Source organism: Staphylococcus sp. GW823-FHT05F06, from assembly GCF_058795495.1.
Window position 1 is genome coordinate 66,847 of the sequence record NZ_JBXAHW010000001.1, and the last position, 26,657, is coordinate 93,503.

General features: G+C 31.3%; 21 protein-coding genes. 4 read left to right on the forward strand and 17 right to left on the reverse strand.

All coding sequences use genetic code 11. The features are described from left to right. Nucleotides 1–19 precede the first annotated feature (19 nt). The 9 genes from AC1Q7N_RS00340 to AC1Q7N_RS00380 all read right to left on the reverse strand — a co-directional run bounded on the left by AC1Q7N_RS00340 (nt 20) and on the right by AC1Q7N_RS00380 (nt 8,704). Nucleotides 20–1,273, reverse strand: a complete 1,254-nt coding sequence (locus AC1Q7N_RS00340; RefSeq protein WP_001830979.1) for an aminoacyltransferase — start codon at nt 1,271–1,273, stop codon at nt 20–22. A gap of 272 nt (nt 1,274–1,545) precedes the next feature. Next, a complete protein-coding gene (locus AC1Q7N_RS00345) occupies nt 1,546–2,205 on the reverse strand; it encodes a type 1 glutamine amidotransferase domain-containing protein (RefSeq protein ID WP_001830963.1) in 660 nt (219 codons plus the stop codon). A gap of 190 nt (nt 2,206–2,395) precedes the next feature. Beyond that, the gene (gene trpA / locus AC1Q7N_RS00350; protein WP_002456200.1) at nt 2,396–3,127 is read right to left on the reverse strand and encodes a tryptophan synthase subunit alpha; all 732 of its coding nucleotides are present in this window, start codon (nt 3,125–3,127) and stop codon (nt 2,396–2,398) included. Continuing rightward, the gene (gene trpB / locus AC1Q7N_RS00355; RefSeq protein ID WP_001831324.1) at nt 3,120–4,328 is read right to left on the reverse strand and encodes a tryptophan synthase subunit beta; all 1,209 of its coding nucleotides are present in this window, start codon (nt 4,326–4,328) and stop codon (nt 3,120–3,122) included. Before trpB ends, trpA begins: the two co-directional genes overlap by 8 nt. A 3-nt stretch (nt 4,329–4,331) precedes the next feature. Then, a complete protein-coding gene (locus AC1Q7N_RS00360; RefSeq protein WP_001832767.1) occupies nt 4,332–4,955 on the reverse strand; it encodes a phosphoribosylanthranilate isomerase in 624 nt (207 codons plus the stop codon). Further along, on the reverse strand, nt 4,945–5,733 hold the full coding sequence (gene trpC, locus AC1Q7N_RS00365; RefSeq protein ID WP_001831115.1) for an indole-3-glycerol phosphate synthase TrpC: 789 nt from the start codon (nt 5,731–5,733) through the stop codon (nt 4,945–4,947). Before trpC ends, AC1Q7N_RS00360 begins: the two co-directional genes overlap by 11 nt. A gap of 3 nt (nt 5,734–5,736) precedes the next feature. Further along, a complete protein-coding gene (trpD, locus tag AC1Q7N_RS00370) occupies nt 5,737–6,732 on the reverse strand; it encodes an anthranilate phosphoribosyltransferase (protein WP_001830976.1) in 996 nt (331 codons plus the stop codon). Nucleotides 6,733–6,734: 2 nt separating this feature from the next. Continuing rightward, nucleotides 6,735–7,301: an anthranilate synthase component II gene (locus AC1Q7N_RS00375; protein WP_001831157.1), complete on the reverse strand. Its 567-nt coding sequence runs from the start codon at nt 7,299–7,301 to the stop codon at nt 6,735–6,737. Then, on the reverse strand, nt 7,298–8,704 hold the full coding sequence (locus AC1Q7N_RS00380) for an anthranilate synthase component I (protein ID WP_001831072.1): 1,407 nt from the start codon (nt 8,702–8,704) through the stop codon (nt 7,298–7,300). The genes AC1Q7N_RS00375 and AC1Q7N_RS00380 overlap by 4 nt, the downstream gene beginning before the upstream one ends. 658 nt (nt 8,705–9,362) lie before the next feature. Here AC1Q7N_RS00380 and AC1Q7N_RS00385 point away from each other — a divergent pair. Then, nucleotides 9,363–10,451 (forward strand): prephenate dehydrogenase, encoded by a 1,089-nt coding sequence (locus AC1Q7N_RS00385; protein ID WP_001831297.1) that lies wholly within the window; start codon nt 9,363–9,365, stop codon nt 10,449–10,451. A 71-nt stretch (nt 10,452–10,522) separates the two neighbouring features. Here the strand turns inward: AC1Q7N_RS00385 and AC1Q7N_RS00390 are convergent, their stop codons facing one another. Next, nucleotides 10,523–11,785, reverse strand: coding sequence for a Y-family DNA polymerase (locus AC1Q7N_RS00390; RefSeq protein ID WP_001831129.1), 1,263 nt, complete (start codon nt 11,783–11,785; stop codon nt 10,523–10,525). 143 nt (nt 11,786–11,928) lie between these two features. Between AC1Q7N_RS00390 and thmT the strand changes: the two genes are divergently transcribed. Continuing rightward, on the forward strand, nt 11,929–12,114 hold the full coding sequence (thmT, locus tag AC1Q7N_RS00395) for a 2-hydroxymuconate tautomerase (protein ID WP_001831035.1): 186 nt from the start codon (nt 11,929–11,931) through the stop codon (nt 12,112–12,114). Between the two features lie 540 nt (nt 12,115–12,654). Here the strand turns inward: thmT and AC1Q7N_RS00400 are convergent. Beyond that, a complete protein-coding gene (locus AC1Q7N_RS00400) occupies nt 12,655–13,644 on the reverse strand; it encodes an LCP family protein (RefSeq protein WP_001831067.1) in 990 nt (329 codons plus the stop codon). A 135-nt stretch (nt 13,645–13,779) separates the two neighbouring features. Between AC1Q7N_RS00400 and msrA the strand changes: the two genes are divergently transcribed. Then, nucleotides 13,780–14,295: a peptide-methionine (S)-S-oxide reductase MsrA gene (gene msrA, locus AC1Q7N_RS00405; protein ID WP_001831153.1), complete on the forward strand. Its 516-nt coding sequence runs from the start codon at nt 13,780–13,782 to the stop codon at nt 14,293–14,295. A 193-nt stretch (nt 14,296–14,488) separates the two neighbouring features. On the opposite strand, the gene mprF is transcribed toward msrA, so the two are convergent. The 6 genes from mprF to parE form a co-directional block, all read right to left on the reverse strand. Continuing rightward, nucleotides 14,489–17,011, reverse strand: a complete 2,523-nt coding sequence (gene mprF / locus AC1Q7N_RS00410) for a bifunctional lysylphosphatidylglycerol flippase/synthetase MprF (protein ID WP_001831275.1) — start codon at nt 17,009–17,011, stop codon at nt 14,489–14,491. A gap of 253 nt (nt 17,012–17,264) precedes the next feature. Then, nucleotides 17,265–18,482, reverse strand: coding sequence for an AI-2E family transporter (locus AC1Q7N_RS00415; protein WP_001832647.1), 1,218 nt, complete (start codon nt 18,480–18,482; stop codon nt 17,265–17,267). A gap of 145 nt (nt 18,483–18,627) precedes the next feature. Further along, entirely contained in the window at nt 18,628–19,476 is an 849-nt protein-coding gene (glcT, locus tag AC1Q7N_RS00420; RefSeq protein WP_002456203.1) for a glucose PTS transporter transcription antiterminator GlcT, read from the reverse strand. A 194-nt stretch (nt 19,477–19,670) separates the two neighbouring features. Further along, nucleotides 19,671–21,128, reverse strand: a complete 1,458-nt coding sequence (gene alsT, locus AC1Q7N_RS00425; RefSeq protein WP_049387431.1) for a glutamine transporter AlsT — start codon at nt 21,126–21,128, stop codon at nt 19,671–19,673. 211 nt (nt 21,129–21,339) lie between these two features. After that, nucleotides 21,340–23,742, reverse strand: a complete 2,403-nt coding sequence (gene parC / locus AC1Q7N_RS00430; RefSeq protein WP_002439655.1) for a DNA topoisomerase IV subunit A — start codon at nt 23,740–23,742, stop codon at nt 21,340–21,342. Further along, nucleotides 23,739–25,733, reverse strand: a complete 1,995-nt coding sequence (gene parE / locus AC1Q7N_RS00435) for a DNA topoisomerase IV subunit B (protein ID WP_002456533.1) — start codon at nt 25,731–25,733, stop codon at nt 23,739–23,741. The genes parC and parE overlap by 4 nt, the downstream gene beginning before the upstream one ends. Nucleotides 25,734–25,942: 209 nt before the next feature. Here parE and plsY point away from each other — a divergent pair, with 209 nt between their 5' ends. Further along, the gene (plsY, locus tag AC1Q7N_RS00440; RefSeq protein WP_002439653.1) at nt 25,943–26,551 is read left to right on the forward strand and encodes a glycerol-3-phosphate 1-O-acyltransferase PlsY; all 609 of its coding nucleotides are present in this window, start codon (nt 25,943–25,945) and stop codon (nt 26,549–26,551) included. The last annotated feature ends 106 nt before the right edge of the window (nt 26,552–26,657 follow it).

Below are 26,657 nucleotides of genomic sequence, written 5' to 3' on the forward strand. Positions count from 1 at the left end.
ATAATTCCCTTCTTAAAATCTATTTCTTTAGTTTTTTAAGTGTTCTATAAATGTTATACATTGGTTTATTAATAGGTTTAATAAAGTCACCAACGTATTCTATAACATCGGCATCATAGCCCTTTTTAAACTTAACTACGCCAGCATCTTCAGCATCTTCACTAAAGTCACCACTAATACCATAGAAATTATACCGATTAATACCATGTTCAATTGCATAGTTAATCATCTTCCATTGAACCGCATAGCTCCCTGCAAAATGGCGATAACGATTTGAAGTTCCACCAGCGTAGTAAACTACTTCAAACGGATTAATTATAAAGAAGCCAGCAGAGATGGGTAATTCATTGCCATGTTCTTGTTTTAAGTTTTTAGCTTCATTAATTTTTTGCTGATTTGCATCGAGTTGTTGTTCTAAATTTTCCTTTTTGTTATGTGCTTTTTTATTCTCTGGACGTTTCTCAATGTCTTTTAAAGCTTTATTATAATCTTTATTAAGCACATTTCTTTCATTATTTAGTTCCTCTATATACTCATCAAAGTTAATATAGGCTAGTGGTACTAAAACACGGTCTTTATAATGTTTGAATCTGTTGTAATAAAAACTATCTTCTCTATCTGCAAAATCTTTAGTTTCAGAGGTATCCTCCATAAATGACCTAAATATAGGTAACTCTTCTTCAGATAAAAAGCGGACTTTAACTCCATTTTTCTTAACTTTTTTAGTATTACGCTTTCTTAAACCATCCATGTTTTTTAAAACATCATTAGCACTTTTGTTTGCTAAATTTAGAACAGAATGATATCGGATTTGTAATACAGGATCAAATCCTTTGTGGAATCCTTCGTGTTTATATCCTAAACTCTCTAATTCATCAAAAATCCAATCATGACCTGCATTTCCAGTTATTTCTCCCTCATGATTTAAATATTGATATGGAAGGTATGGGTCAACTCTTAAATATAAACAATTATATTTTTTTACATATTTACTCAATTCATTAAAGAAAAAATGTACAAGCTCTTTATTATTATAATCTATTACTGGACCGCGATTGGAATAAAAATATTTAAATATTTTCATTACAGGAACAGCTGTTAATAAACAAGCTGCAATCACTTCGTTATCATTATTTTTAATTCCAACTAAATGTGACTCGGTACCTTCAGCAACCTTTAATTCGTAATTACCTTCCATTTGTGTAAAATGACTATATGTCATACGATCAGTAAAGTCACTAAATTCTTTAGCTGTCAAATTCGTAAACTTCATCTTCATAACTCCCATTTATATCTTTATATCTATTTCTTTTTATTTTTAGAAAAATAGGTCGTTTTACTTCACCTTTTATATTTAACATTCGGTTCATTTAATACTATTTATATTTCTAATCTAAACAAGTATACAATAGTTGTAGTGAAAACTAAAATATTATCCTGCAAAACTTTTATATAAAATTAAAAGTTAAATCTCGTTTATTCTGTTTATGTATAAAATAATATGGGCTAAACACTAATGTCGCCCATATCACTAATTATTTACTATTATTTTAATTCATTTGCAAGTGCTTTACCAATGTCTTCACTTGATTGGGGATTTTGTCCAGTGATAAATTGACCGTCTTTTTCTACGTGAGATGTAAAGTCATCTTTCACTACAAAATTTGCACCTTGCTCTTCTAATTTAGATTGAGTTAAAAATGGTACTTTATTTTCAAATCCCATTGCTTTTTCTTCACTATCAGTAAATGAAGTTATTTTGACACCATCTACTAGATAGTGATTATTTGCATCTTTTACACCTACAAACGCACTAGGTCCATGACATACTGAAGAGATTATTTTATTACTATTTTTAAATTGAAGTAAAATATCAGCTAATTTCTCATTATTGGCAAAATCGTATACAGTACCATGTCCACCTGGTAGATAAATAGCGTCATACTCATCTGCATTTACATTTTCGATACTAGGTGTATCGTTTAAGTGTGACACGAATTTAGCATACTGATTCAGTGATTCATTAGAAACAGAATTAGGATCAAGATTTACTTTTCCACCTTTAATAGAAATAACATCAACATTGATACCTTCTTCAGTCAATATATTATATGGTGCTCCAGCTTCTTCTAACCATAATCCAGTTTCTGTACCGTCTGTAAATTGACTTGTACTTGTTAAAACAAATAAAACTTTTTTACTCATGAATATATACACCTCTTCAAATTAATTGTGATTATTATTTACCCACATTAGTAGTAGGTTATTCAATAGTGATCATTTAATTTTTTGAAGTTACTATTAGTATAGTAGTTAATTCATAGAGTAATCATTGTTTTTGATATGTATATTTTTCATCTATTTTCTTAACTTTGATTTAACTTAATATTAATTTTTATAAAGAATTCAACGTGGTTCTTATTGATTTGATATAAGTGATAAATTCTTTTCTTGAATCTATTTCAATACGTTTTACAATTTCACTACCAATTACAATACCATCTGCAACGGACGCTATATCTTTAACATGTTCAGGATTTTTGATACCAAATCCAGCAACCACAGGAATTTTTGAAACTTTTTTTATATATTCAATTTTTCTCTTTAAATCTGGATGGAACTCCCCACTGTTACCTGTTGTGGCATTCATTGTTACCGTGTAAATAAATCCTTCTGAGTTCTTTGCAATTTGCATAATCCTAGCATCACTTGCGGTCATGGCAATTAACGATATTATTTTAACAGAATGATGATAAAAATCTTTTTTAAACTTTTTTGTAAGTTCGTAAGGTAAATCTGGAATAATTAAACCATAAACACCAGCTTCATCACACTTATCCAAAAATAATTCTTCTCCATAAGCACTTAGAATATTATAATAAGTCATTAATACATACTTAGATGAAATAGTATTTTTATTTTTTATTAATTCATCAAAAATGAATTTAATGTTTGAACCCTCGTCAATAGCGTTGCGCCCTGCTTTCATGATTATAGGTCCATCTGCAACAGGATCAGAAAATGGCACACCAATTTCAACAATGTCTGCTCCATTCTCAGTTAATGTTTTTAAATGATGAATAAAATTTAAATCACCCATAATATACGGAATGAATAATTTACTCATTTTGTTCACCACCGTTTTCTTTGTATTGTTTAATTGTTTCCATATCTTTATCTCCACGACCTGAAATAGTCACAACAATAATTTCTTTTTCATCCATATTTGGCGCTAATTTTTCAACATAACTCAATGCATGTGCACTTTCAATTGCTGGAATGATACCTTCAACTTTTGAGAATGTTATAAGTGCTTCCATAGCTTCATTATCTGTAGCACTTACATATGATACACGACCAATATCATTATAATACGAATGTTCAGGTCCAATACCTGGATAATCTAGTCCCGCTGATATAGAGTGTGCCAATTCAATTTGTCCATCATCATTTTGAATAAGGTACATTTTGGAACCATGTAATACACCTGGTTTACCTTTCCCTATAGCTAAAGCATGATTATGCGTATGACTTCCTTTTCCCGCAGCTTCTACCCCATATAATTTAACATCATCTTGTATAAATGGATAGAACGTACCTATTGAATTGGATCCTCCACCAACACACGCGACTAACGCATCTGGAAGTCGTCCTTCTTTACTTAAAATTTGGCTTTTAATTTCATTACCAATCACACTCTGAAAATCTCTGACCATAGTTGGAAACGGATCAGGTCCCAACGCTGAGCCTAATAAATAATGTGTATCCTCGACATGATTCACCCAATATTGCAAAGCTTTATTTACAGCATCTGATAGTGTTCCTTGCCCATCTGACACAGACACTACTTTAGCTCCTAGCAATTCCATTCTAAATACGTTAAGTTGTTGACGTTTGATATCTTCACTTCCCATGAAAACAATAAGATCCATATCGAATAAAGCAGCGATGGTGGCACTTGCTACACCATGTTGACCAGCACCTGTTTCGGCTACTAATTTAGTTTTCCCCATCCTTTTAGCTAATAGTGCCTGTCCTATCGCGTTATTAATTTTATGAGCACCAGTGTGATTTAAGTCTTCTCTTTTAAGATATATTTTGGCACCACCTAACAATTTTGTGTATGATTCAGCAAATGTTAAAGGCGTTTCTCTACCAACATATTCACTTAAATAATAATTAAATTCTTTCTTGAAGTGAGTATCTGATTTCGCGTCCTCATATGCTTTTTTAAGTTCAATAATAGCTGGCATCAATGTTTCAGGTACATATTGGCCACCATATTCACCGAAAAAGCCCAATTCATCTACTTCTGTTTGAATTTTCATTAATCATTCGTCTCCTTTCAAAAATTTTAATATTCGAGTCATCTTATTAAAATCTTTTTCATTATGTGACTCAATGCCAGTTGAGATGTCATAACCACATTGTCCAAATGAATATATTTCTAATCGTTTTATCTTTTCAAAATCCAAACCACCCGCAATGAGAAAATCAACGCCCTTTATTTTTTTTAATAATTTCCAGTCAAAACTTTGACCTGTCCCTCCGTATGTGATTGATGGTGTATCTATAATAAACATGTCTATCTCATCTTTATACTTTTGAATGTTATTATTTAAATTTCTTGTTGCTGGAATTGCTTTTATGATTCTTATTTTTGAATTAAGTTTCTTAATATTTCTAATTAATTGAATGCTTTCATTTCCATGTAATTGGATTGTGTTAATATCAGTTTGATTAATTATTCTCTTTATGGTGGACATTTGAGGATTTACTACGACCACTACTTTCTCTATATGATCTGGCACTATTTTAGCCAAATATTTTAATTGTTTCAGTGAGACATGTCTCTTACTATCGGGATAATGTATAAACCCTACTGCATCAACTTCTAATTTTTTAATTTTCTTAATATCACTTTCGGTTTTAAAACCACAAAATTTAACTATCATAGAGATTCTTCTTTAACTTTAAACTAGGCAAAAACTGACTTAAGTCATTTGTTTTCATTAATGCCTCCCCTACAAGTAAACCGTCAATACTTGAATCTACTATTTTCTCAACATCTTCTTTTGTATGAATGCCACTCTCTGAAATGTAGCAGCAATTAGACTTTTTAAACTTAAGTAATTTATTTGTATGTAGAACATCGGTTTCAAATCGTTTTAAATCACGATTATTAACACCAATAATTTTAGGGTTAATTTGGTGTGCACGTTCAAGTTCTCTAATTGTATGAACTTCTACTAGAGCTTCTAAATTATGGTTTGTTGCATATGAATACAATTCTTTTAATTGGTCATCACTTAAAATATTTACTATTAATAAAATAATAGATGCACCAGCTCGTTTTGCAACATCTATTTGAATTTTATCAATAATAAAATCTTTACATAAAACTGGTAACGATGTTATCTTTGATAACTGATTTAATCGTTCAAAACTACCGCCAAAGTATTTTTCATCAGTTAATATTGAAATAGCATTAGCACCATATTTTTGATAATCTTTAACTTGTTGAACAAGATCACGTTGCGGTAATTGAGGTACAGATGGGCTTTTCGATTTTATTTCAGCAATAACTGATAATGTTCTATCATAGTTAAGTGAATCAATCAGCTTTCTCCTCTTAACATTTCCGTTATCTTGTAAAATTTCAAGTTTTTTATCATAGTATTTACGCTCAAGCAAAGTTTTTTTATACTCAATAATTTCATTTAAAATAGTCATTACTTAACCTCCCATTTTTAAATATTGTTTCATTGCCATACCTGTATCAATGAGATATTTCGCTCTCTCTACGCCATGTTTGATACTTTCCACTTGCTCAGCAACATATAAAGCAATTCCAGCATTTAACAAAACTACATCTCGTTTACTTGAGTGATCCGTGCCACTTAGGATATTCAATGCAATTTGTTTATTTGTTTGAGGTGAACCACCTATCAACGTGTCATTATTTGCATAAGCTAAACCGACTTCTTCTGCTTTTAAACTATATTTTTTTAATGCTCTTTCGCTGCTAACTTCATAAATGATATTTTCACCAGAAAGCGTGGCCTCATCCATCCCATTTGCACCATGAATTAAAATTGCTCGTTTTCTACCTAAATCCTTTAATGTTTGTGCTATATTTTCAAGTTGTGAAGCTTCATATACCCCCATCACTTGATAAGTTAATTTGAAAGGATTAATTAATGGTCCAATCAAGTTAAAAATTGTAGGTGTTGCAATCGATTTTCTAATTGATTGAAGCTTTTTCATCATTGGATAAGAATCAGTTGCACTTATGAATGCTAATCCTTTCAAATTTAATTGTTGCTCTACTTCGTTCATTTTGTTTGTTTTTATATTCATTTCATGTAATACATCTGTACTTCCTGAATGTGAAGTAATACTTTTATTACCGTGTTTAATGACTGGCACTCCTGCACTTGCTACAACAAAAGCTACAGTTGTAGAAATATTAAAGCTATTTGATTGATCTCCACCTGTGCCACAAACACACATAGCTTTATTATAAAATGGTTGGTTTGGATAGTTTGTCTGGATAAAATATTCAACTAAATACGTTAGCTCATATTGACCCATGTCTTTATTTGTATAAGCTTTCAATAATTCAACCTTTACATTGGTTTCTATATTTGAATCAAACAGTGTAACAATAAATGATTGCATATCTTTTTTAGATAAAGATTTATTTTGTTTAATTTTCTCAAGAAGGGTCATTTTCAACTTCCTCTCGTTGCTATATTTATAAAATTAATAATGATTTGTTTCCCATTTTCTGTAGCGAATGACTCTGGATGAAACTGTATGCCATAATGTTTTCTGTTTTTGTGTTGGAAAGATTGTATACTATCATATGTTTGGCCAGTGATTAATAAACTTTCTGGAAATGAGCATGGATCACTAATTAATGAATGATAACGCATAACTTTGAAACTTGACTTAATTCCTTTGTATAGTGGTGACTGATTAACAATAGTTAAAGTATCTACTTTTCCATGTTTGACACAACTACCTTGTATAACATCGCCACCGTAATAACAAGTGAGCGCTTGTGCACCTAAGCAAACACCTAAAATAGGTAAATTTTCGAAATTTTCAATTAATTTAATTAATAATTGATTGTCTAATGGATGTCCAGGTCCTGGTGAAATAATAACTGCTGTAATACCTTTCAGATTACATATATCTGTATCATCGGGATATTTAACAATCGTTTCACATTGTTTTTCTACAATATCTACAAGATTGTAGGTAAAAGAATCATAGTTATCTATTATTAATATCATGGAGTTACCTCCAATAAACTTTTAGCTTTAAGTTTTGTTTCTTCAAGTTCTTTCTCTGGAATAGAATCATATACTACTCCACATCCTGCCTCGACACTGACTTTTTCCTCATCGATAATCATGGTACGTATAGCCAATGCAAAATCTAAATGATGATTACAGTTGATATACCCAACACCACCGCTATAGATACCTCTTTTATAAGGATAAGATTCGTATATTCTCTGTATAGCTCTAAGTTTAGGTGCACCTGAGACAGTACCCGTTGGTAGCAAACTTGCGATGACGCTCATAGGAGATAGATGGGGTTTTAATTCTCCAATAACTTCACTAACGATATGCATGACATGTTCATAACGTTCTATTGTCATTAGTTTGGTAATTTGTGAAGTGCCTGTTTTACTTATTCGATGAATATCATTTCTTCCTAAATCTACGAGCATACGATGTTCACTCAATTCCTTTTCATCTTTCATTAATGTCTTTTCATTATTTTCATCTTCTTTTTTATTTTGACCTCTTTTAATTGTTCCAGCTATAGGATTCGTATAAACTTTTCCATCTTTTACCTTTACAAAACTTTCAGGAGAACTTCCTATTACAATCGGTACATCTTTATTAATATAATACATATATGGACTAGGATTTTGTCGCTTTAAATTTTGATATAACTGAAAAGTTAATTGATGTAAATTGTGTTGAAAATGGTGTTTATAACTATAAATTCTTGAAGGAACTACTTGAAACATATCTCCTTCAGTAATTTTCTTTTTTAAAATTCTAATAGTTTGAACAAATTGTTGCTCTGATATATTGGTGGTTATATGTCGAGGGATGGATTTATAATTTATATCCTCAACCGAAAAATGTATGTTTTTTAAATCTTCAATTTTACGTTCAATAGATTCCTTTAATCTCTCTTTTGTTCTATCAGAAAATAAGTTACTTGCGATAATATATAATTCATCTTTATAATGATCAAAAACAAATACATCTTCCACTAGATAAAATTGGACATCATGAGTTTGATGATCTTCTAATTTAATATCTTGTAATTTTTTAAATTCATGTCGTACTAAATCAAAGCTACATGTCCCTATAAAGCCCGAAATAAAAGGTAAATCTTTTAAATATTTATCTTTGATTTCAAAATAATATTTATCTACAAATTCCTTAAGTCGTTGATACGGTTGATTCTTAACTATTTCACAATGATTGTCTAACTTAATTAAAAGTTGAGAATTATCTAATGTAATTTTGCCATAATGATCGAATACTACTATCGAGTACCTACCTTTAAGTTTCTGTTGATTTGTACTTTCAAAAATGATCTTTTTTTGTTTTAATTTTGCTAAAGCTTCTGGCGTAATTTGAGCATTCACCTTTTTGTATACAATATCCATTGATTTCCTCCTTTTCCGAAAAAAATCAGCCTCCTTCGTTATAAGGACGCTGACGCGCGGTACCACCTTTATTAGCAGAATATAATATATTCATAGCTCACTTGTTCAATTTATGTTAAGTTGTTCCACAAAACCCAATTTCACTAAAGACGGTGTTAGTTCTCATCTACCACTAACTTTCTGGTGCTACCTCAACTTTAGTTACTTCACTTTGCTTCAAAAAAACCACAATAACGCTATCATTCTATAAGGACGCGTTACCGTGGTGCCACCTTAGTTAACATATATGTTCACTTTAATGATTAAGTTAAAATTTGAAAGCCCATTTCATCTATTATCATGTGCTAATTTACATCTACCATTAGCTTTCTGCTTGCTACAAAATATAATGATTACTCTATCAATCAAATTATCTGATTTTTCTAATTATTTAGTATAATACCTATCCTCCTCCAGTTTGTCAACTAGCTTAAAATGAAAATGAAAAATTTGTTGTGTTTATCTTTATTTCCTATACAAAATGTACTGAAATCAAACTATAAATCTTTCTTTATTTAATATCTTAAAATCATACATAAGTTATATTTGTTATTGAATACTTGAAATGACTCATATACAATATTGTTATTCTGAAAATTCTGAAACAAGGAGGCGCTCTATGCGAAATATTTTATTTGTAGGGTTAGGCCTTATTGGCGGTAGCTTGGCGAGTAATTTAAAATATCATTACAGTAATTTCAATATTCTTGCATACGATTCGGACTACACACAACTTGATGAAGCCCTTTCTATAGGTATTATTGATCAAAAAGTTAATGATTATGCTACTGCTGTTGAGATAGCGGATATAATCATCTTTGCAACTCCTGTTGAGCAAACAATTAAATATCTATCTGAACTTACAAATTACAATACAAAAACTCATTTGATTGTAACAGACACAGGTAGTACCAAACTTACTATACAATCATTCGAAAAAGAATTATTAAAACATGATATTCATTTAATTAGTGGTCATCCTATGGCAGGAAGTCATAAATCTGGTGTTTTAAACGCGAAAAAACATTTATTTGAAAATGCTTATTACATTCTTGTATTTAATGAAATCGAAAATAATGAAGCCGCGACATATTTAAAGAAATTACTTAAACCTACGTTAGCAAAATTTATCGTTACTCATGCAAATGAACATGATTTCGTAACCGGTATAGTGAGTCATGTTCCACATATCATCGCTTCAATTTTAGTTCATCTAAGTGCTAATCATGTCAAAGACCATTCTTTAATCGAAAAATTAGCAGCCGGTGGCTTTAGAGATATAACTCGTATAGCAAGTAGTAATGCTCAGATGTGGAAGGATATCACTTTAAATAATCAAAATCATATTTTATCTTTACTTAACGAGATTAAAGAACAAATTACTGGTATTGAAAATTTGATACGAGAACAAAATAGTAATAGTATTTACGATTTCTTCGTTAAAGCTAAAGATTATCGTGATCAACTTCCTGTTAAACAACACGGTGCAATATCTACTGCGTATGATCTTTATGTTGATATCCCTGATAAGCCGGGTATGATAAGTCAAATTACAAACATCATAAGTTCACATAATATTTCTATTATAAACTTAAAGATTTTAGAAGTACGGGAAGATATTTATGGAGCTTTACAAATCAGTTTTAAAAGTCCCGAAGATCGAGAGAATGCTATAAAAGCCCTCGCAAATTTTGATACTTATTATTAAATAAATCCCCTTCAAGTCGTTATCTTTTCGCTTCTATATGTTGCACGACGAGGGGGACTCTCTTTGTATATCTACATTTTATGACCAGCCATTAGTCCTAATCGACCATGCTTTGTACCAGCTTCGGTGTATGAAGTCGCTTTTGACACAATTCCTTTTCCATATTTTAAATGTAAGTGATCAATGGTTTTAGCAAGTTTTACATCTTTCTTACGTTCATATTCATCAATGAATAAGTTGAGTTGTCGATCGCTTTCTTTAATAAACTGAGTTAACGATACACTTAACGTTCTATACAATGCTTTTTTGTCACACAGACGATTTGCAAAATAATTAATGACTTTGAATATATCTCTTTCTAAATTTGTAGGATCCTCCAAAGTATATTGCTTATGTATGCCACCACCTTCAGCATAACCGAAAGAAAAATGAATTGTTCGAGCAAGCTTCTTTTCTGCTCTTAAACGACTTGCTACATCTTCTATCAATTCTTGCATGACAACTTTGGATTCTTCAAATTGATAATCTCGCATTAGAATCTGACTTTTACATATTGAAGGATTTGTTACTTTATATTTTTCTCTTACTTTACTTTGATCAATACCGTTTGCATGTAGATGCATATCTATACCTAAAACTCCAAAATCTCTTTTTAAATAATGATATGGATACTTTGCTAAATCTCCTATTGTAAATATTCCTCTTTTATTCAATTTCTTTTCTGTACGCTTATTAATCCCCCAAAAATCTCTAAGTGGTTGAATTGGCCATAATTTTTCAGGTACATCTTGATAACGCCATTCAGCTATACCGTTTTCCGAATGCTTAGCTTCAATATCCATTGCAACCTTGCTCAATAGCATATTCGAGCCTATTCCAATGGTACAGTGAATACCTGTTTCTTCTAATATTTCATTTTGAAATCTTTTACAAAAAGCAAAAACTGTTGAATTAAATCTATGGTAACTATCCGTTACATCCATGAAAAATTCATCAATACTATACTGATGTAAATCTTCAGGTGGAACGTACCGCAGTGCAATCTTTGAAATTGCAACAGATACATTTAAATACTTTCTCATACTTGGATTAATAATATAAATGTCATTACGATGTGGTATCTCAAAAAGTCTTGATCCCGTTTTAATACCTAATTCTTTTAACTTTGGAGTTGCTGCTAGAACGACCGAACCTTGCCTTTTCGTATCTGCTACAACTGCTAGTTTAGTTGTTAATGGGTCCAATCCTTTTTCCATACATGATACACTCGCAAAAAAGCTTTTTTGGTCTATGCAGAGTACATCCCTATCTTCTAATAAATTGTAATCATACATAACTGATCCTCCCTTACAAAAACATTATATAAGAACACGTGTTCTATTTCAATATTTATAAGAACATTTGTTCTTATTCATTCTTCTCATTTTCATGCTATACTAAAAGAGCCAACGTTATATAGCAAAGGAGAATGTTGATTATGCCAATCATTAATGTGAAATTATTAGAAGGCCGTTCTGATGAACAACTTAAGGATTTAGTTACAGAAGTCACTCATGCTGTAGAAAAAACTACAGGTGCAAATAAAGAAGCGATTCACGTGGTCATTGAAGAAATGAGAAAAGATCATTATGCTGTCGGTGGCGTAAGAAAATCTGATCAGTAAACATAAAATCCCTGAAGAGGCTGGGACATAATTCCCTAGCATAATAGCCAGTAAATGAGTTTTCATAAATTCATTTACTGGCTATTTATTTACAATACTTCGTATTGTTGGCTCGCTTTCTTAGGGGACAGCTTCAGCCTGTAGTCTTCAGCTTGTCCTGTTCCCTCAAGAGTCTCGCCAAAATACTTTAAAAAAATAAAGCCCTTTCGTATAATTTAATAAATATCAATAAACTAAATTAACGAGGTGCCTTATGTATAAAGAATATAACTTGACTCAACATACTCTATGGAAACTTCAGTTCTTATCCCCACAAATGATATTTCACGACATGTAAATGATATTGTAGAAACAATTCCCGATACTGAATTTGATGAATTCAGACATCATCGTGGCTTAATATAAGAAAAGTAACAGCTCAACGAGCTGAAAATAATCAAAAAAATTATAAAAAAGACAATTTCTATATTTTTTCAATAGAAATTGTCTTTTTTACTTATCTTGAACCTTTTTGTCCCAGCCTCTTCAGGGATTCATTTTTTAATTATCTTCAAAGAAATTTTTGATTGCTTGCTTATTTTTCTCAGAGTCTATTTGAAGCGCACTACCATCATTATTTGTATTAATATCTTGATAGCTTCCTTTAATAGGGACTGTCAAAGATTGCACATCTTTATCTCCACGAATTCCAAAACTTATACCTGTTTGAAAAATCGCAGAGTTAGGCATATTTGTATTAACATAACCTCTTAAAATACCAGCAACTTTTGGTAGTTTCGCAACTGTATTGAAATTAACTAACTCTTGCTTTAATGTTTGCATCACTTGTTGTTGTCTTCTCACACGACCAAAATCGCCTTCCGGATCATGACGGAATCTAGCATAACCAAGTAATTCTTTACCATTTAACTTATGATGTCCTTTTTTCAAAGACACACCTATATTTTCAGACATGTCTTTTTCCACATCAATTGGGACACCATTAGGCTGTAGTTCATCTATCATTTTTTCAAATCCAGTAAAATCTACTACAGCGTAATACTCAGGATTAACACCTAAATTTTTGTTAAGTGTTTTTCTTAACAATTCCGGGCCTCCAAGTGAATATGCGGCATTAATTTTATATTTATCATAACCAGGAATATCAGCATAAATATCTCTCATGACAGACATCATTTTCATTTTTTTATGTACGTAATCATATTGAACAATCATAATCGAGTCAGTACGTGATTTACCACCTTGAGCCTTATCCGCGCCAAGGACAAGAACTGAAATCTTCCCATCATTTTTCATATTCCCATTAAATTTATGCACCTTAACATCCTTAGCATGTTCTTTAGCATACTTCATACCACTGTTATACTGATGGGTAATATACACAATGATAGAAATTAAAATAATAAGGATGACTAAAATGATAAAAGGTAACTTCCGCATTCTTTTTTTATTTCTTCGCCTAGAAGGTGTCGAAGTTGTTCCTTTCTGTCGTCGATACTCTGTTTCTTTAATATCCTTCTGTTCAGTCATATTTACCTACCTTATACCTTCAAAATTACATATCTATATACTATAATTAATATGTATTAACGTTATAGAAAAAGTATTCAAATTGCAAGAGTTTTTTAATAAATGGTACTAAGGTCCAATGAGAGGATGGCATAAATGAATATCAATACTGCATACTTTGCTGGTGGCTGTTTTTGGTGTATGACTAAACCTTTTGATACATTCGATGGTATCGAAAAAGTCACGTCGGGATATATGGGAGGACACTTAGTTAATCCTTCTTATGAAGAAGTAAAAACTGGATCTACTGGGCATTATGAAGTGGTTAAAATTGAGTATGATGTTGCTCTATTTTCATATCATAAATTATTAGAAATTTTCTTTTCAGTTATCGATCCTTTGGATGATGGTGGTCAATTTCAAGATAGAGGTTCTCAATATAAGACTGCTATTTTCTATTCAAATGAACATCAAAGACAGTTAGCAGAACAATATATATGTGAACTCCAAGATAGTTTTAACGCTGATAAAGCAATTGCAACAAAAATTTTACCGGCATCAACTTTTTATGAAGCGGAAGCATACCATCAAGATTTCTACAAAAAGAACCCTGAACGTTATGAACAAGAACAACAAGATCGTGCTAGTTATGTCAAAAATAATCATATGTAAATAATAGATTGGACCATGATTCATTTTGAATATATCATTCCATCTTGAGAATAAAAAATATGAATGAAGAATTTTGATAAAAATATTTTTTCAATTAAGTCAACAACTACCTTACATTAAAAATGCCTGGAACAACAATTGATGTTCCAGGCTATATTTATGGATGTTTAGAGATAAATGTTTAAAATATTCATTATTTATGGCGTATGACTCTCATCACTTTAAGCATACTCTCCCACAGAGAATAATGCTTTTGATAAACTAAAAATCTAGGTTCCCAATTGGGGCTATATTTTTCTTTATAACGTCTTAATCCTTGAAAACGGTATAAACCATTGAAATGTTCAAATACACGTCCTGCCATTCTCTCTCTTAAATAAGAATAATGCAATTGACCTACATTCGAGAGTGTCGCCATTCCCATATTAAATGCTTTATACCCCTTTTCTTTACTCCATAACAACATATGAAGATATAATCCATCCATTAAAGGTAAATCCAATTCAGGCAACCATCTAATTAAATCAACAGATATTGCATTATTAGAATAAGTAGGCATCAAACTACAAAATGCAATCATCTTGCCAGAGTGATCTCTCATTACTCCAATAGGTGCTTTCGATAAATAAGTTTGAGTAAATTGACCTACAGAAAAATGCATTTCACTTCTTCCATCCAACCATTTATCACTCACAAATTTAAGTTCATCAAAGAAATCTTGAGTAAATGGTGGTTCAATAATTTCAAAATTGATATTTAAATCATCAAATTTATTGAGCGTCGCTCTGAAACCACGTCGCTTTTTACCAGATGTTGTAAACGTTGTTAAATCAATAATAGCTTCTTCACCTAATTTGAAGAATTGATTCCCAAAATTATGATATAAAGGCATATATTGATCACTTATTTGATAAAAAATAATCTCATAACCTTGATACTCTGCAAACTGATAAAATGCTTCTAATAATGACTCGAATGATTTAGTATTGCCAATTGGATCACCCAAAACGACAAGGGCATTGGACTTATATCGATACATAATAAATGAATCTTTATTTTCATTAAAGAAACAATCTTTGTCACCACTATAAACAAGGTGACTTAAATAATTACCACCGTATTTTTGAATAATTGCATCGCAAAGTGTTAAATCAATGCTATGATGAGGGCATTTATACTTATAGTCAAAAAGCCAAGCAATAACGCCAACGAGTAGCATAATAATAACAATGGTCATCCAAAAGTAATATCGTAATAAAGACGTATCAATCTCAATATGATAAACATCTAATGCATATAAAGTTCCTGATATTAAAATATGATTTAAATAAAGAATAAAGATACTAAGAAGTAGCATAACCGCCAACTTTTTAAAGCGTAATGGTCGTTTAAGTACTTGAGCACGTTGATAAGCTAAAATCAGTAACACAAATATGATAATGAGCCATGACAATAATAAAAATGACGCATAAGTATATATAGTCGCACTAGCAATTAAAATAATAGAAATAAAGGCATAAATTATTGCACGACGACTGCCTTTATAAATACCTCTTACATTTAAAATAAGTAACAAACAAGCACTCGTTTGTACAGCTAAAGCAATATAATAGGCAAAATGATTTCCATCATACAATCCATCATAGACAATAGTTAAATTATTAATAAAGAAAATAATACTAGTTAAAAATATTAAAATCGCTAACGAAAATGAAGGCACTTTAGCTAAAATATCTTTCTGATAAGACCTCAAAAATGAAGTGAAGTCTTTTACAGGTATAAAGTACTTCGAATTGTCGAGATATTTTTTAGCAGTATTTCCAAATTCAAATGAAGATAGTATAAGTGCAATCATCACTGGCACAAAATAATAAGCAAATCGATATAAAACTAATGCTAGAAGTATCTTTTCTTCAGAAATACCAAGTGATTTCAGTCCTAGTAACACGACTAAATCAAACGCGCCAAAACCACCTGGAATAAAACTAACTAAACCAGATAAAGCTGCAATAACAAATATACCTACAAAAGTCATAAATGAGATATGTATATCGACAATCAATGCAGCAAAATATAATACAGTAGCTGCTGCCATCCACTCAACACATGATACAACTGTACAATACACACCCATATAACGATTATTTCTATCTACAGGTCGTGCGACGGTATAAAAAATAAAAATTGGTAAAAATAATGCAACAATATATAAAATCCAACGTACCCACGAAATTTCATCAATCATGTGAGAAGCATTAAATATACGCAGGACAACTAAGATGGATAATAAACTTAATCCCGTAAGCATAGATACTAAAATAATAGAAATATATTGTACAAGTTTTTTCGTGTCATTAGTATAATTTTTATACACAAAAGCTCTTACGCCTGCACCTATAAACCCTCCAAAACCAATTATAGAATTAAGGGCGTTGATAATATAACTCACTCTAAAGACTCTAATCAACGGCATTTTAAGTTTAAGAGCCTTTACTAAAATAATATCGTACAGTGATAATAAGATGAGTGACAGTCCCCCACCAGCAAATAGTAGTACGAGCCATAATCTATTAATTTTGCCGAACTGTATGAATGTCTCTTTAAAATTGATATGTGATAATTCTCTATAGAGTGTAAAAATTACAAAGATAAATAAAGCAGTGGCGAAAATAAATTTAAAAAAAGAAAGTAATTTACTTTTTAATTCTTGTGTCATGTTTTCACTTCGATTCTAATTCAATATGATATATATCAAAATATATCATAAAGCTATGTCATATAGAATATCAATAAGCAAGATGAACCTTACATTATTGTAATACAATTTTCACATCATCCGCGAGATTAATTTGAATAAAATCATTTATCATATGATTACTAAGCATATCATGATTGCAAATGTATGTGATTTAAAAATAAAAAAGACTGGAACATTGTTGTTTTGTTGTTCCAGTCTAAAATTATATATATTATTGTTTAATTCCTTTTTCTTCTTCAGTGATAATGTACTCACCAGCATCATTTCCATAGTAGCGATTGTATCTTCGTTTAAATAACATAAATATGTGTGAAACCAATACCTTAAGTACAGCGTATAGAGGAATACCAATAATCACACCAACAATGCCCATTAAATTTCCTGCACATAATAAAATGAAAATAATTGTTAAAGGATGAATTTTCAATGTTTTCCCCATAACGTTAGGAGAGATAAAGTGGCCTTCAAAGAATTGGACAAGCGTCCATACAACAGCTAACTTTAATAACATTAAAGGTGAAGTAATAATCGCGATAACAATCGCAGGTGATATTGCTATTGTCGGTCCTAAATAAGGAACCACACTAGTTACTGCAGCAATACTTGCTAAAACTAAGGCGTACTTAAGACCAATAATTGAATAGCCAATAAATAGTAATAATCCAATACAAAATGACACAATAATTTGACCTTGAATGTATGAACCAACTTGTACACTCATCTTTTCTAACAAGTCATGAAAATCTTTTCTAAATTTAGGTGGCATAATTTTTGTAGTATAATCTTTAAATTTATGACCATCTTTTAACATAAAGAATAACACAAAAGGTGTAGTCCCAATAACAATACCGATATTTGCGACTGCCTCAGCAAAAGTTGCGAGTTTAGATCCAAATCCGTCTGAGTAATCTGAAACCATAGATGGTATCTTTTTCTGAGCAGATTCTAACCATTCGTTCACTTGTCCCATGTAACCAGATAAAATGGTATTATTATTAAGTTTATCAAGTGAACGCGTAATTTTATGTAAATAATTAGGTGTATTTTTGATAAAACTTTCTATCTGTGATCCAATAATTGGAATAAGTAAATTAACTATTAATGTAATAATACCAACAATTGCAACATAAATAATTGTTATACCTAATAGTCTTGGAATACGATATCTCTCCATCATATTTACAATAGGATTGAATAAATAAAATAGCACTAATGAAACAATAATAGGTGCTGCTATTGTATTAAATACAATAATAAATGGTTGAAAGACATATGAAATTTTATCAAAGATAAAAATGACAATACCTAAAAGAACCAATGCAATTAAAGCATAAATAAGGTCATTTCCGCCTAAAAACCTCATAAATCTAGACTCTGACAAACTAAAAAAATGGCTTTTTTTTCCATTTATTTCTTTTTCATTTTTCATTAAATTCACCACGCCTTAAAAATACATCTATTTACTTTTTAATTTATTGTAAAAATAAGCTTAAAAACACAATATTTATCTTACCACAAATAACAATACTCTAATCATTAAAGTCACTTTTCTTATTAAAAGAATATTTTAAGATTTATTCACTACTAATTTGAACTTCAAAATGATTGATATGTAATGTTAAATAAACTATTTCCGCTTCGTATACATACACACTAAACTCACGTTGAATCATTTTTAATATTTTATAAGCCGTATTAAAACTACGAGGATACATAGTTTTTATCATCGATATAAAATTCTCCTGTGCTTCTAAATACTCACCTTTAGTTAATCGATATATTAAAAATTGTATGTGTCTTATAAAACGCTGATATTGTATTGTTTGTTTATCAATTGAATGTTGTAAATCAGTTTCAATAATTGTAATACTCTTATTGATTAACTTGTTTATTACTGAAATATCGTGAATTGATAATTTTTCAGAGTTGGATGCAATATGTAATGCGATGAATCCAATTTCATCTTCTGGAAAATGTACGTCTAAGGTTTTATTTAATTTATCGATTACCTTTCGAGCAACATTGTATGCATTACTATAGAGATGTTTTGTTTCAATCACAAATGGATTTGTAATCATTTGATGTTGCTTAAGTCTTTTATAGGCATAAATGATGTGATCTGTAAGTGCAACAACCAAATTTTTATCATCTGTAATTAGACCAGATTCATTGATAATATTAACTGATTCTATCACCGCTTGAACAACATGATCTTCTCCGAGCTCCAAAAGTGTTTTGTAGTGTTCTTGTTGCTCTTGTTGTTCTAATTTATAAATTTTTTCTATTGAAGCATTCTCTTGAACTGTCATACCAACCTTTTTATTAAAACCAATACCTTTACCAATTAAAACAACCTCTTGATGATTTTTTGTGCATATGATGACATTGTTATTGAGTGTTTTCGTTATTACATACTTGCTCATCATAATCACCTTTCTAATATCATTATTAAAATTATAATGCTTAATACCTAAATTGAAAAGGAATCTATTTTGAAATTTTTTACTGTTATATAGAGATTGAATCAATGACATCAATACTTTAAATCTTGCCAAAAATAAAGCGGCTTGATACATCAAGGGATATGTATCAAGCCGTTATTTTATTGATTTATTCACTATTTTTTTGGCATTTTTGCATGTTGTCCCCAAGTCTCAATGCCAAATAAATTTATTTCTAAGTTTTCGGGTTTAAACACAGGTCTCTGACCTTCTTTACGCTGTCTTTGATAATCTTTCATCACTGCAAACGCAATATTCGACAAACCTATAATTGATATGATATTTACTATTGCCATAAGACCCATAAATAAATCGGCAGTACTCCAAACTGTTTCTGTTTTAGCAACAGCACCTACAAATACTAAAAGTACTACAAAACATCTAAAAATAAATAATATCATCTTATTGTTAGATAAAAATTCAATATTGGATTGTCCATAGTAATAGTTACCTACAACAGATGAAAATGCAAATAAGGTAACTGCTACAGTTAAGAAAATACCTCCTGCTGAACCTAAATGTTCGTTCAACGCTGATTGCGTAACTGCTACACCTTGAGGCGCGCTATCACCAAATTGCAAACCAGAATATAATAAAATCATAATTGCTGTAGCTGTACAAACAAGCATAGTGTCAAAGAATACACCTAATGATTGAATTAAACCTTGTTTAACGGGATGGGGCACAGCAGATGTAGCAGCAGCATTAGGTGCAGATCCCATACCAGCTTCGTTTGAGAATAAACCACGTTTAATACCTTGAAGAATAGCAGCTCCTACAGCACCACCAGTAACCTGCTGAACTCCGAATGCACTTTTAATAATAGTGCCAATCATAGGTACAATTTGATCTATATTGAGTAATAAAATGATTAAAACCATACCTATATAAACAATAGCCATAATAGGCACAATAAGTGAAGATAGTGTAGCTATGCTACGAACACCACCAAAGATGATAATACCTGTAATAACTGCAAGTACTATTCCAGTAATTACCGGGCTAATATTGTATTGTGTATTTAATGATTCAGCAATTGTATTCGCTTGAACAGTATTAAATACAAAAGCAAATGTAACTGTAATTAAAACAGCAAATACAATTCCAAGCCATTTTTGGTTTAGCCCTTTTGTTATGTAATAGGCTGGTCCGCCACGGAATCCACCTTCTTTGTCATGTACCTTATAAACTTGAGCAAGCGTTGCTTCCATAAATGCACTAGCTGCACCAATAAAAGCAATAATCCACATCCAGAAGACTGCACCGGGGCCACCAAGAACAATAGCAGTTGCAACACCGGCAATATTTCCAGTTCCTACTCTTGACCCAGCACTAATCGCAAAAGCTTGAAATGGTGAAATACCCTTCTCACCACTACTTAAAGTTTCTGGCTTTTCAGTTAATGCTCTAAACATCTCTGGTAACATTCTGAGTTGAATAAATTTAGAACTAATTGTAAAGAAAAAACCTGCTGTTAATAATAATCCAATAAGATATTGAGACCAAATTAAGTCATTCCCGACTTGAACAAATGTTTTAAACCAGCCAGGAATTAAGTTATCAAAATCTTGCAAAACGAATCCCTCTCATCCACTTAAATTTATCGTTTTAAATACACCAAGAGATTTATGCTTTAATTTCATTAACAAAGATTAAACATTCATATTAACAATAAATGTATATTATCACTTTGATAGTTCAAATTAGACATAAATCCCTTGTGCTCATTTTAGTTGCTATTATTAATTTTTATTTTATCATTTTATTTTGTGATTGCATATACTTTTACTCTAGAATCATACTTTCTACTTCTCCAAAATCATCAGTATCAATAATAAATGATCCATTAGTATATTGTTCAGATAAGTGTACATCATCGATATTACCATATTCTTCATGATGTTGAGAGAATACAATATATTTCGTGTGATTTTCTTTAACTACTGCACCTGCCACAATTCGATGCGGTTTTTTCTTTAATTCTTTTAGTAAAGTAATTCCACGTTGTGCGCGTTTAGCTTCTTGAAGAACATTAAAATCAATACGCTTCATAGCACCACGTTGTGTAACCATTATTATGGAATCTGAGTCGTTCACATCTTCTGTCATAACAACATAGTCTTCATCTTTAAGATTAATTGATTTAACACCAGCTGCTCTTAAGCCTGTATCCGATAATTCATTAGTTGAATAAGTTAATGACATGCCTTTATGGGTTAGAACAGTAATTAACTGATCAGACTCTAATCGAACGACATTAATAAGTTCATCTTTGTCTTTAACCTTCATATTTATGAGTGGTTTATTAAACCGAGTAGTTTTAAATTGTGAAGCACTACTTTTCTTAATCATGCCGTTTTTTGTAGCCATAATATAAAAGGCTTCATTTTTAAAATCTTTTTCGTTGTATACATTTACCACTTCTTCATCTTCATCTATTGGCACAATTTGTGATATGTGTTGACCAAGCTCTTTCCAACGGATATCGGCTAATTTATGAACAGGTATAAACAAATATCTACCTTTATTTGTAAATACAAGAACAGTATCTTGAGTATTCACGCTTTCATGTTTTAATAAACGGTCGCCGTCCTTCAAACCGATTTCAGTCACACCACTTGCGTTAAAACTACGTGTAGATGTACGTTTTATATAGCCATGTTGCGTCAAACTTAAAATCACTTCTTCACTAGGCACCATAACTTCTTTATCAATTTTGATTTCGGAAATTTCAGCTTCGATTGTAGATAGTCGATCCACTTTAAATTTCTTTTTAATTTCATTTAGTTCATCTTTAATTACTGCTAAAAGTGCCTCATGATTATCTAAGATATTTCTTAATTCTTTTATTAAAGCTTCTAACTCTTCATGTTCTTTTTTCAAAGCTTCAATGTCAGTATTTGTTAATCTATACAGCTGTAACATGACAATAGCTTCTGCTTGAGCTTCAGTAAAGTCATACTCTGCAACTAAATTATCTTTAGCATCTTTTTTATTTTTAGAATTACGTATCAATGCAATAACTTCATCAAGTATAGATAAAGCTTTCATTAATCCTTCCACAATATGCATACGTTTTTCAGCTTGCTCTAAGTCATAACGCGTTCTATTTGTAACCACTTCAATTTGATGATTTAAATAACTTTCTATAATTTCACGTAATCCCATCAACTTAGGGCGACCTTCACTAATAGCAACCATATTAAAATTATATGAAATTTGTAAATCCGAATTCTTATATAAATAGTTTTTGATTGATTCGCTATTAGCATCTTTTTTTAATTCGATTGCAATTCGTAATCCAGTTCTATCAGTCTCATCTCGAACTTCTACAATACCATCAACCTTTTTATCGGCACGTAATTCGTCAATTCTTTTAACTAAACTACTTTTATTCACTTCATACGGAATTTCAGTCACAATTAATTGTTTACGTCCACTTCTTAAAGGCTCTTCATCTACTCGTGAACGCACGACAACCTTTCCTTTACCGGTCTCATACGCTTTTTTTATACCTTCTATTCCTTGAATGATACCACCTGTAGGAAAGTCAGGCCCTTTGATATATTTCATCAGTTGATTAATTGTAATATCAGGTTGATCGATATACTTCAATGTGCCTTGTATTACTTCGGCGAGGTTATGCGGCGGGATATCAGTAGCATATCCTGAAGAAATCCCCGTAGATCCATTAATTAATAAATTAGGGAATCTCGCTGGTAATACCATTGGTTCCAAAGTTGTGTCATCATAGTTTGGAATAAATGATACTGTTTCCTTATTAATATCCCTTAATAGTTCTTCTGATAATTGACTAAGTTTAGCTTCTGTGTAACGCATAGCAGCTGGAGGATCGTTATCGATACTACCATTATTACCATGCATTTCAATTAGAACATGACGTAACTTCCAATCTTGACTTAAGCGCACCATAGCATCATATACTGAAGAGTCTCCATGAGGATGATATTGACCTATTACATCACCGACAGTTTTCGCACTTTTACGGAAATTTTTATCATACGTATTCCCACTTGAATACATTGCGAATAGTATACGTCGTTGTACTGGTTTTAAACCATCACGTACATCAGGTAATGCACGTTCTTGAATGATATATTTACTATAACGTCCAAATCGGTCACCAATAACATCTTCAAGTGACAAATCTTGAATTATCTCACTCAATTCGTTTCCTCCTCAATATATTTTTCATTCTCTAGTATTTGGACTTCTTTATTATCCAAAATGCTTTGATCTTCTTGCATACCAAATTCAACGTGTTTTTCAATCCACTCTCTTCGTGGGGCAACCTTATCCCCCATCAAAGTAGTGACACGTTTTGATGAACGAACTTCATCTTCAACTTGAACTCTAATTAATGTCCGAGTTTCTGGATTCATGGTAGTTTCCCATAATTGTTCTGGATTCATTTCACCAAGACCTTTATAACGCTGTAATATGAAACCTTTTCCTAATTGCTTTTGTAAATTTTCTAATTCTTCATCAGTCCAAGCGTACTCAACTTTTTTATTCTTACCTTTGCCTTTTTCTAATTTGTATAAAGGCGGTAACGCAATAAAGACACGCCCAGCTTGAACAAGTGGTTTCATATATTTAAAGAAAAATGTAAGCAATAATACTTGAATATGTGCACCATCCGTATCAGCATCTGTCATGATAATAATTCTGTTGTAATTACTATCCTCAATTTTAAAGTCAGTACCAACACCAGCACCAATAGTATGAATAATCGTATTAATTTCTTCATTTTTAAAAATATCCTCTAAACGTGCCTTTTCTGTATTAATAACCTTTCCACGAAGAGGTAAAATAGCTTGGAATTTACGGTCGCGTCCCAATTTTGCAGAACCTCCCGCTGAATCACCCTCAACTAGATATAACTCGTTTTTATCAGTATTTTTACTTTGCGCAGGAGTTAACTTACCTGATAACAATGTATCTTTACGTTTATTTTTCTTTCCGGAGCGTGCATCTTCTCTAGCTTTACGAGCAGCCTCGCGTGCTTGTTGAGCTTTAATTGCTTTTTTAACTAATGATTTAGATAATTGGCCCTTTTCTTCTAAGTAATATGGTAATTTTTCTGAAACAACAGAGTCTACAGCACTCCTTGCTTCTGAAGTGCCAAGTTTTGATTTCGTTTGCCCTTCAAATTGAAGAAGTTCTTCTGGTATACGTACTGAAATTATCGCTGTTAAACCTTCGCGTATATCATTACCGTCTAAATTTTTATCTTTATCTTTCAGTTCGTTTATACGACGTGCATATTCATTAAAAACACGAGTCATCGCCGTTTTGAAACCAACTTCATGAGTACCTCCGTCCTTTGTACGAACATTATTTACAAAACTTAATATGCTCTCAGAGTACTGATCATTATATTGGAATGCTACGTCTACCTCTATTCCATTGGAATGCCCTGCAAATGTAGTAACATCATGTAATACTTCTTTACCTTCATTGACATAACTAACAAATTCTTTAATTCCTTCTTCGTAATGGTAAATTTCTTCTCGTTCTTTTCCACTACGTAAATCAGTAAGTGTAATTTTTAAATCTTTAAGTAAAAATGCAGATTCTTGTAAACGCTCACTTAAAATATCAAAATTAAAAGTCGTCGTTGACTTAAATATTTCTGAGTCTGGTTTAAATGTAACTTTAGTACCAGTTTTTTTTGTTTTTCCAGTTTTTACTAAACCTGTCGCTGGAATACCACCATTTTTGAAATTTTGTGTGTAGATATTACCATCTCTATGAATTTCAACTTCAAGCCATTCACTAAGGGCATTTACTACAGAAGCACCCACCCCATGGAGACCTCCAGATGTTTTATAACCTCCTTGTCCAAATTTACCTCCAGCATGTAAAACAGTAAATATAACTTCTGCAGTAGGTTTGCCAGACGCATGTATACCTGTTGGCATACCTCGACCATTATCTTCTATAGAAATACTACCATCCTGATTAATTGTTACTGTAATCGCATCACCATAACCATTTAATACTTCATCGACGGAGTTATCGACAACTTCATATACAAGATGATGTAATCCTCGTTTATCAGTTGATCCAATGTACATACCAGGTCTCTTCCTAACTGCTTCTAGTCCTTCAAGTACCTGAATTGAATCATCTGAATAATTATTTTGTTTATTCATTGCCAATGATTTCGCCCTCCTACAAACGTACGTTCGTTATTAAAACTATACAATAGTTATTCTTATATAAATTCACCTAAATTGCAAGTGTCATTTAAATTACTAAGTTGTTTGAGTAACTTTATTGAATTAAATTAAATTAACAATGTTCTAATTAATATTGAGTGTGGTAGAATGAAGCTAAGTTTCTAAAGGATGTGTAAGTTTTTATGATGATCATCGTCATGTTAATCTTGAGTTATCTGATTGGTGCATTCCCAAGCGGGTTAATTATTGGTAAATTATTTTTTAAAAAAGATATAAGACAATACGGTAGTGGAAATACTGGAGCAACTAACAGTTTTCGTGTTCTTGGAAGACCAGCTGGATTTATAGTTACGTTTTTAGATATTTTCAAGGGATTTATTACAGTCTTTTTTCCACTATGGTTCCCAGTTCATGCGGATGGTGTTATAAGCACCTTCTTTACAAATGGTTTAATAGTAGGATTGTTTGCAATACTCGGTCACGTGTATCCAATATATCTGAAATTTAATGGCGGAAAAGCAGTAGCTACCAGTGCAGGAGTTGTATTAGGTGTCAATCCTATTTTACTTCTTATCTTGGCAATTATCTTTTTTAGTGTATTAAAAATCTTTAAATATGTTTCTTTATCAAGTATCATTGCAGCAATTAGTTGTGTGATTGGTTCAATCATCATTCATGATTATATTTTACTTGCTGTTAGCGGAATTGTTTCAATCATATTAATAATTCGACACAAATCTAATATAGTTAGAATTTTTAAAGGAGAAGAACCTAAAATTAAATGGATGTAACTCAAATTTCTAATTGCTTAGAGCCTGGGACTTCAAATCAATGTTCCAGGCATTATTAATATATTAGCGATTAATAACTTAATTGCCAAAATAAAATAAAGACTTA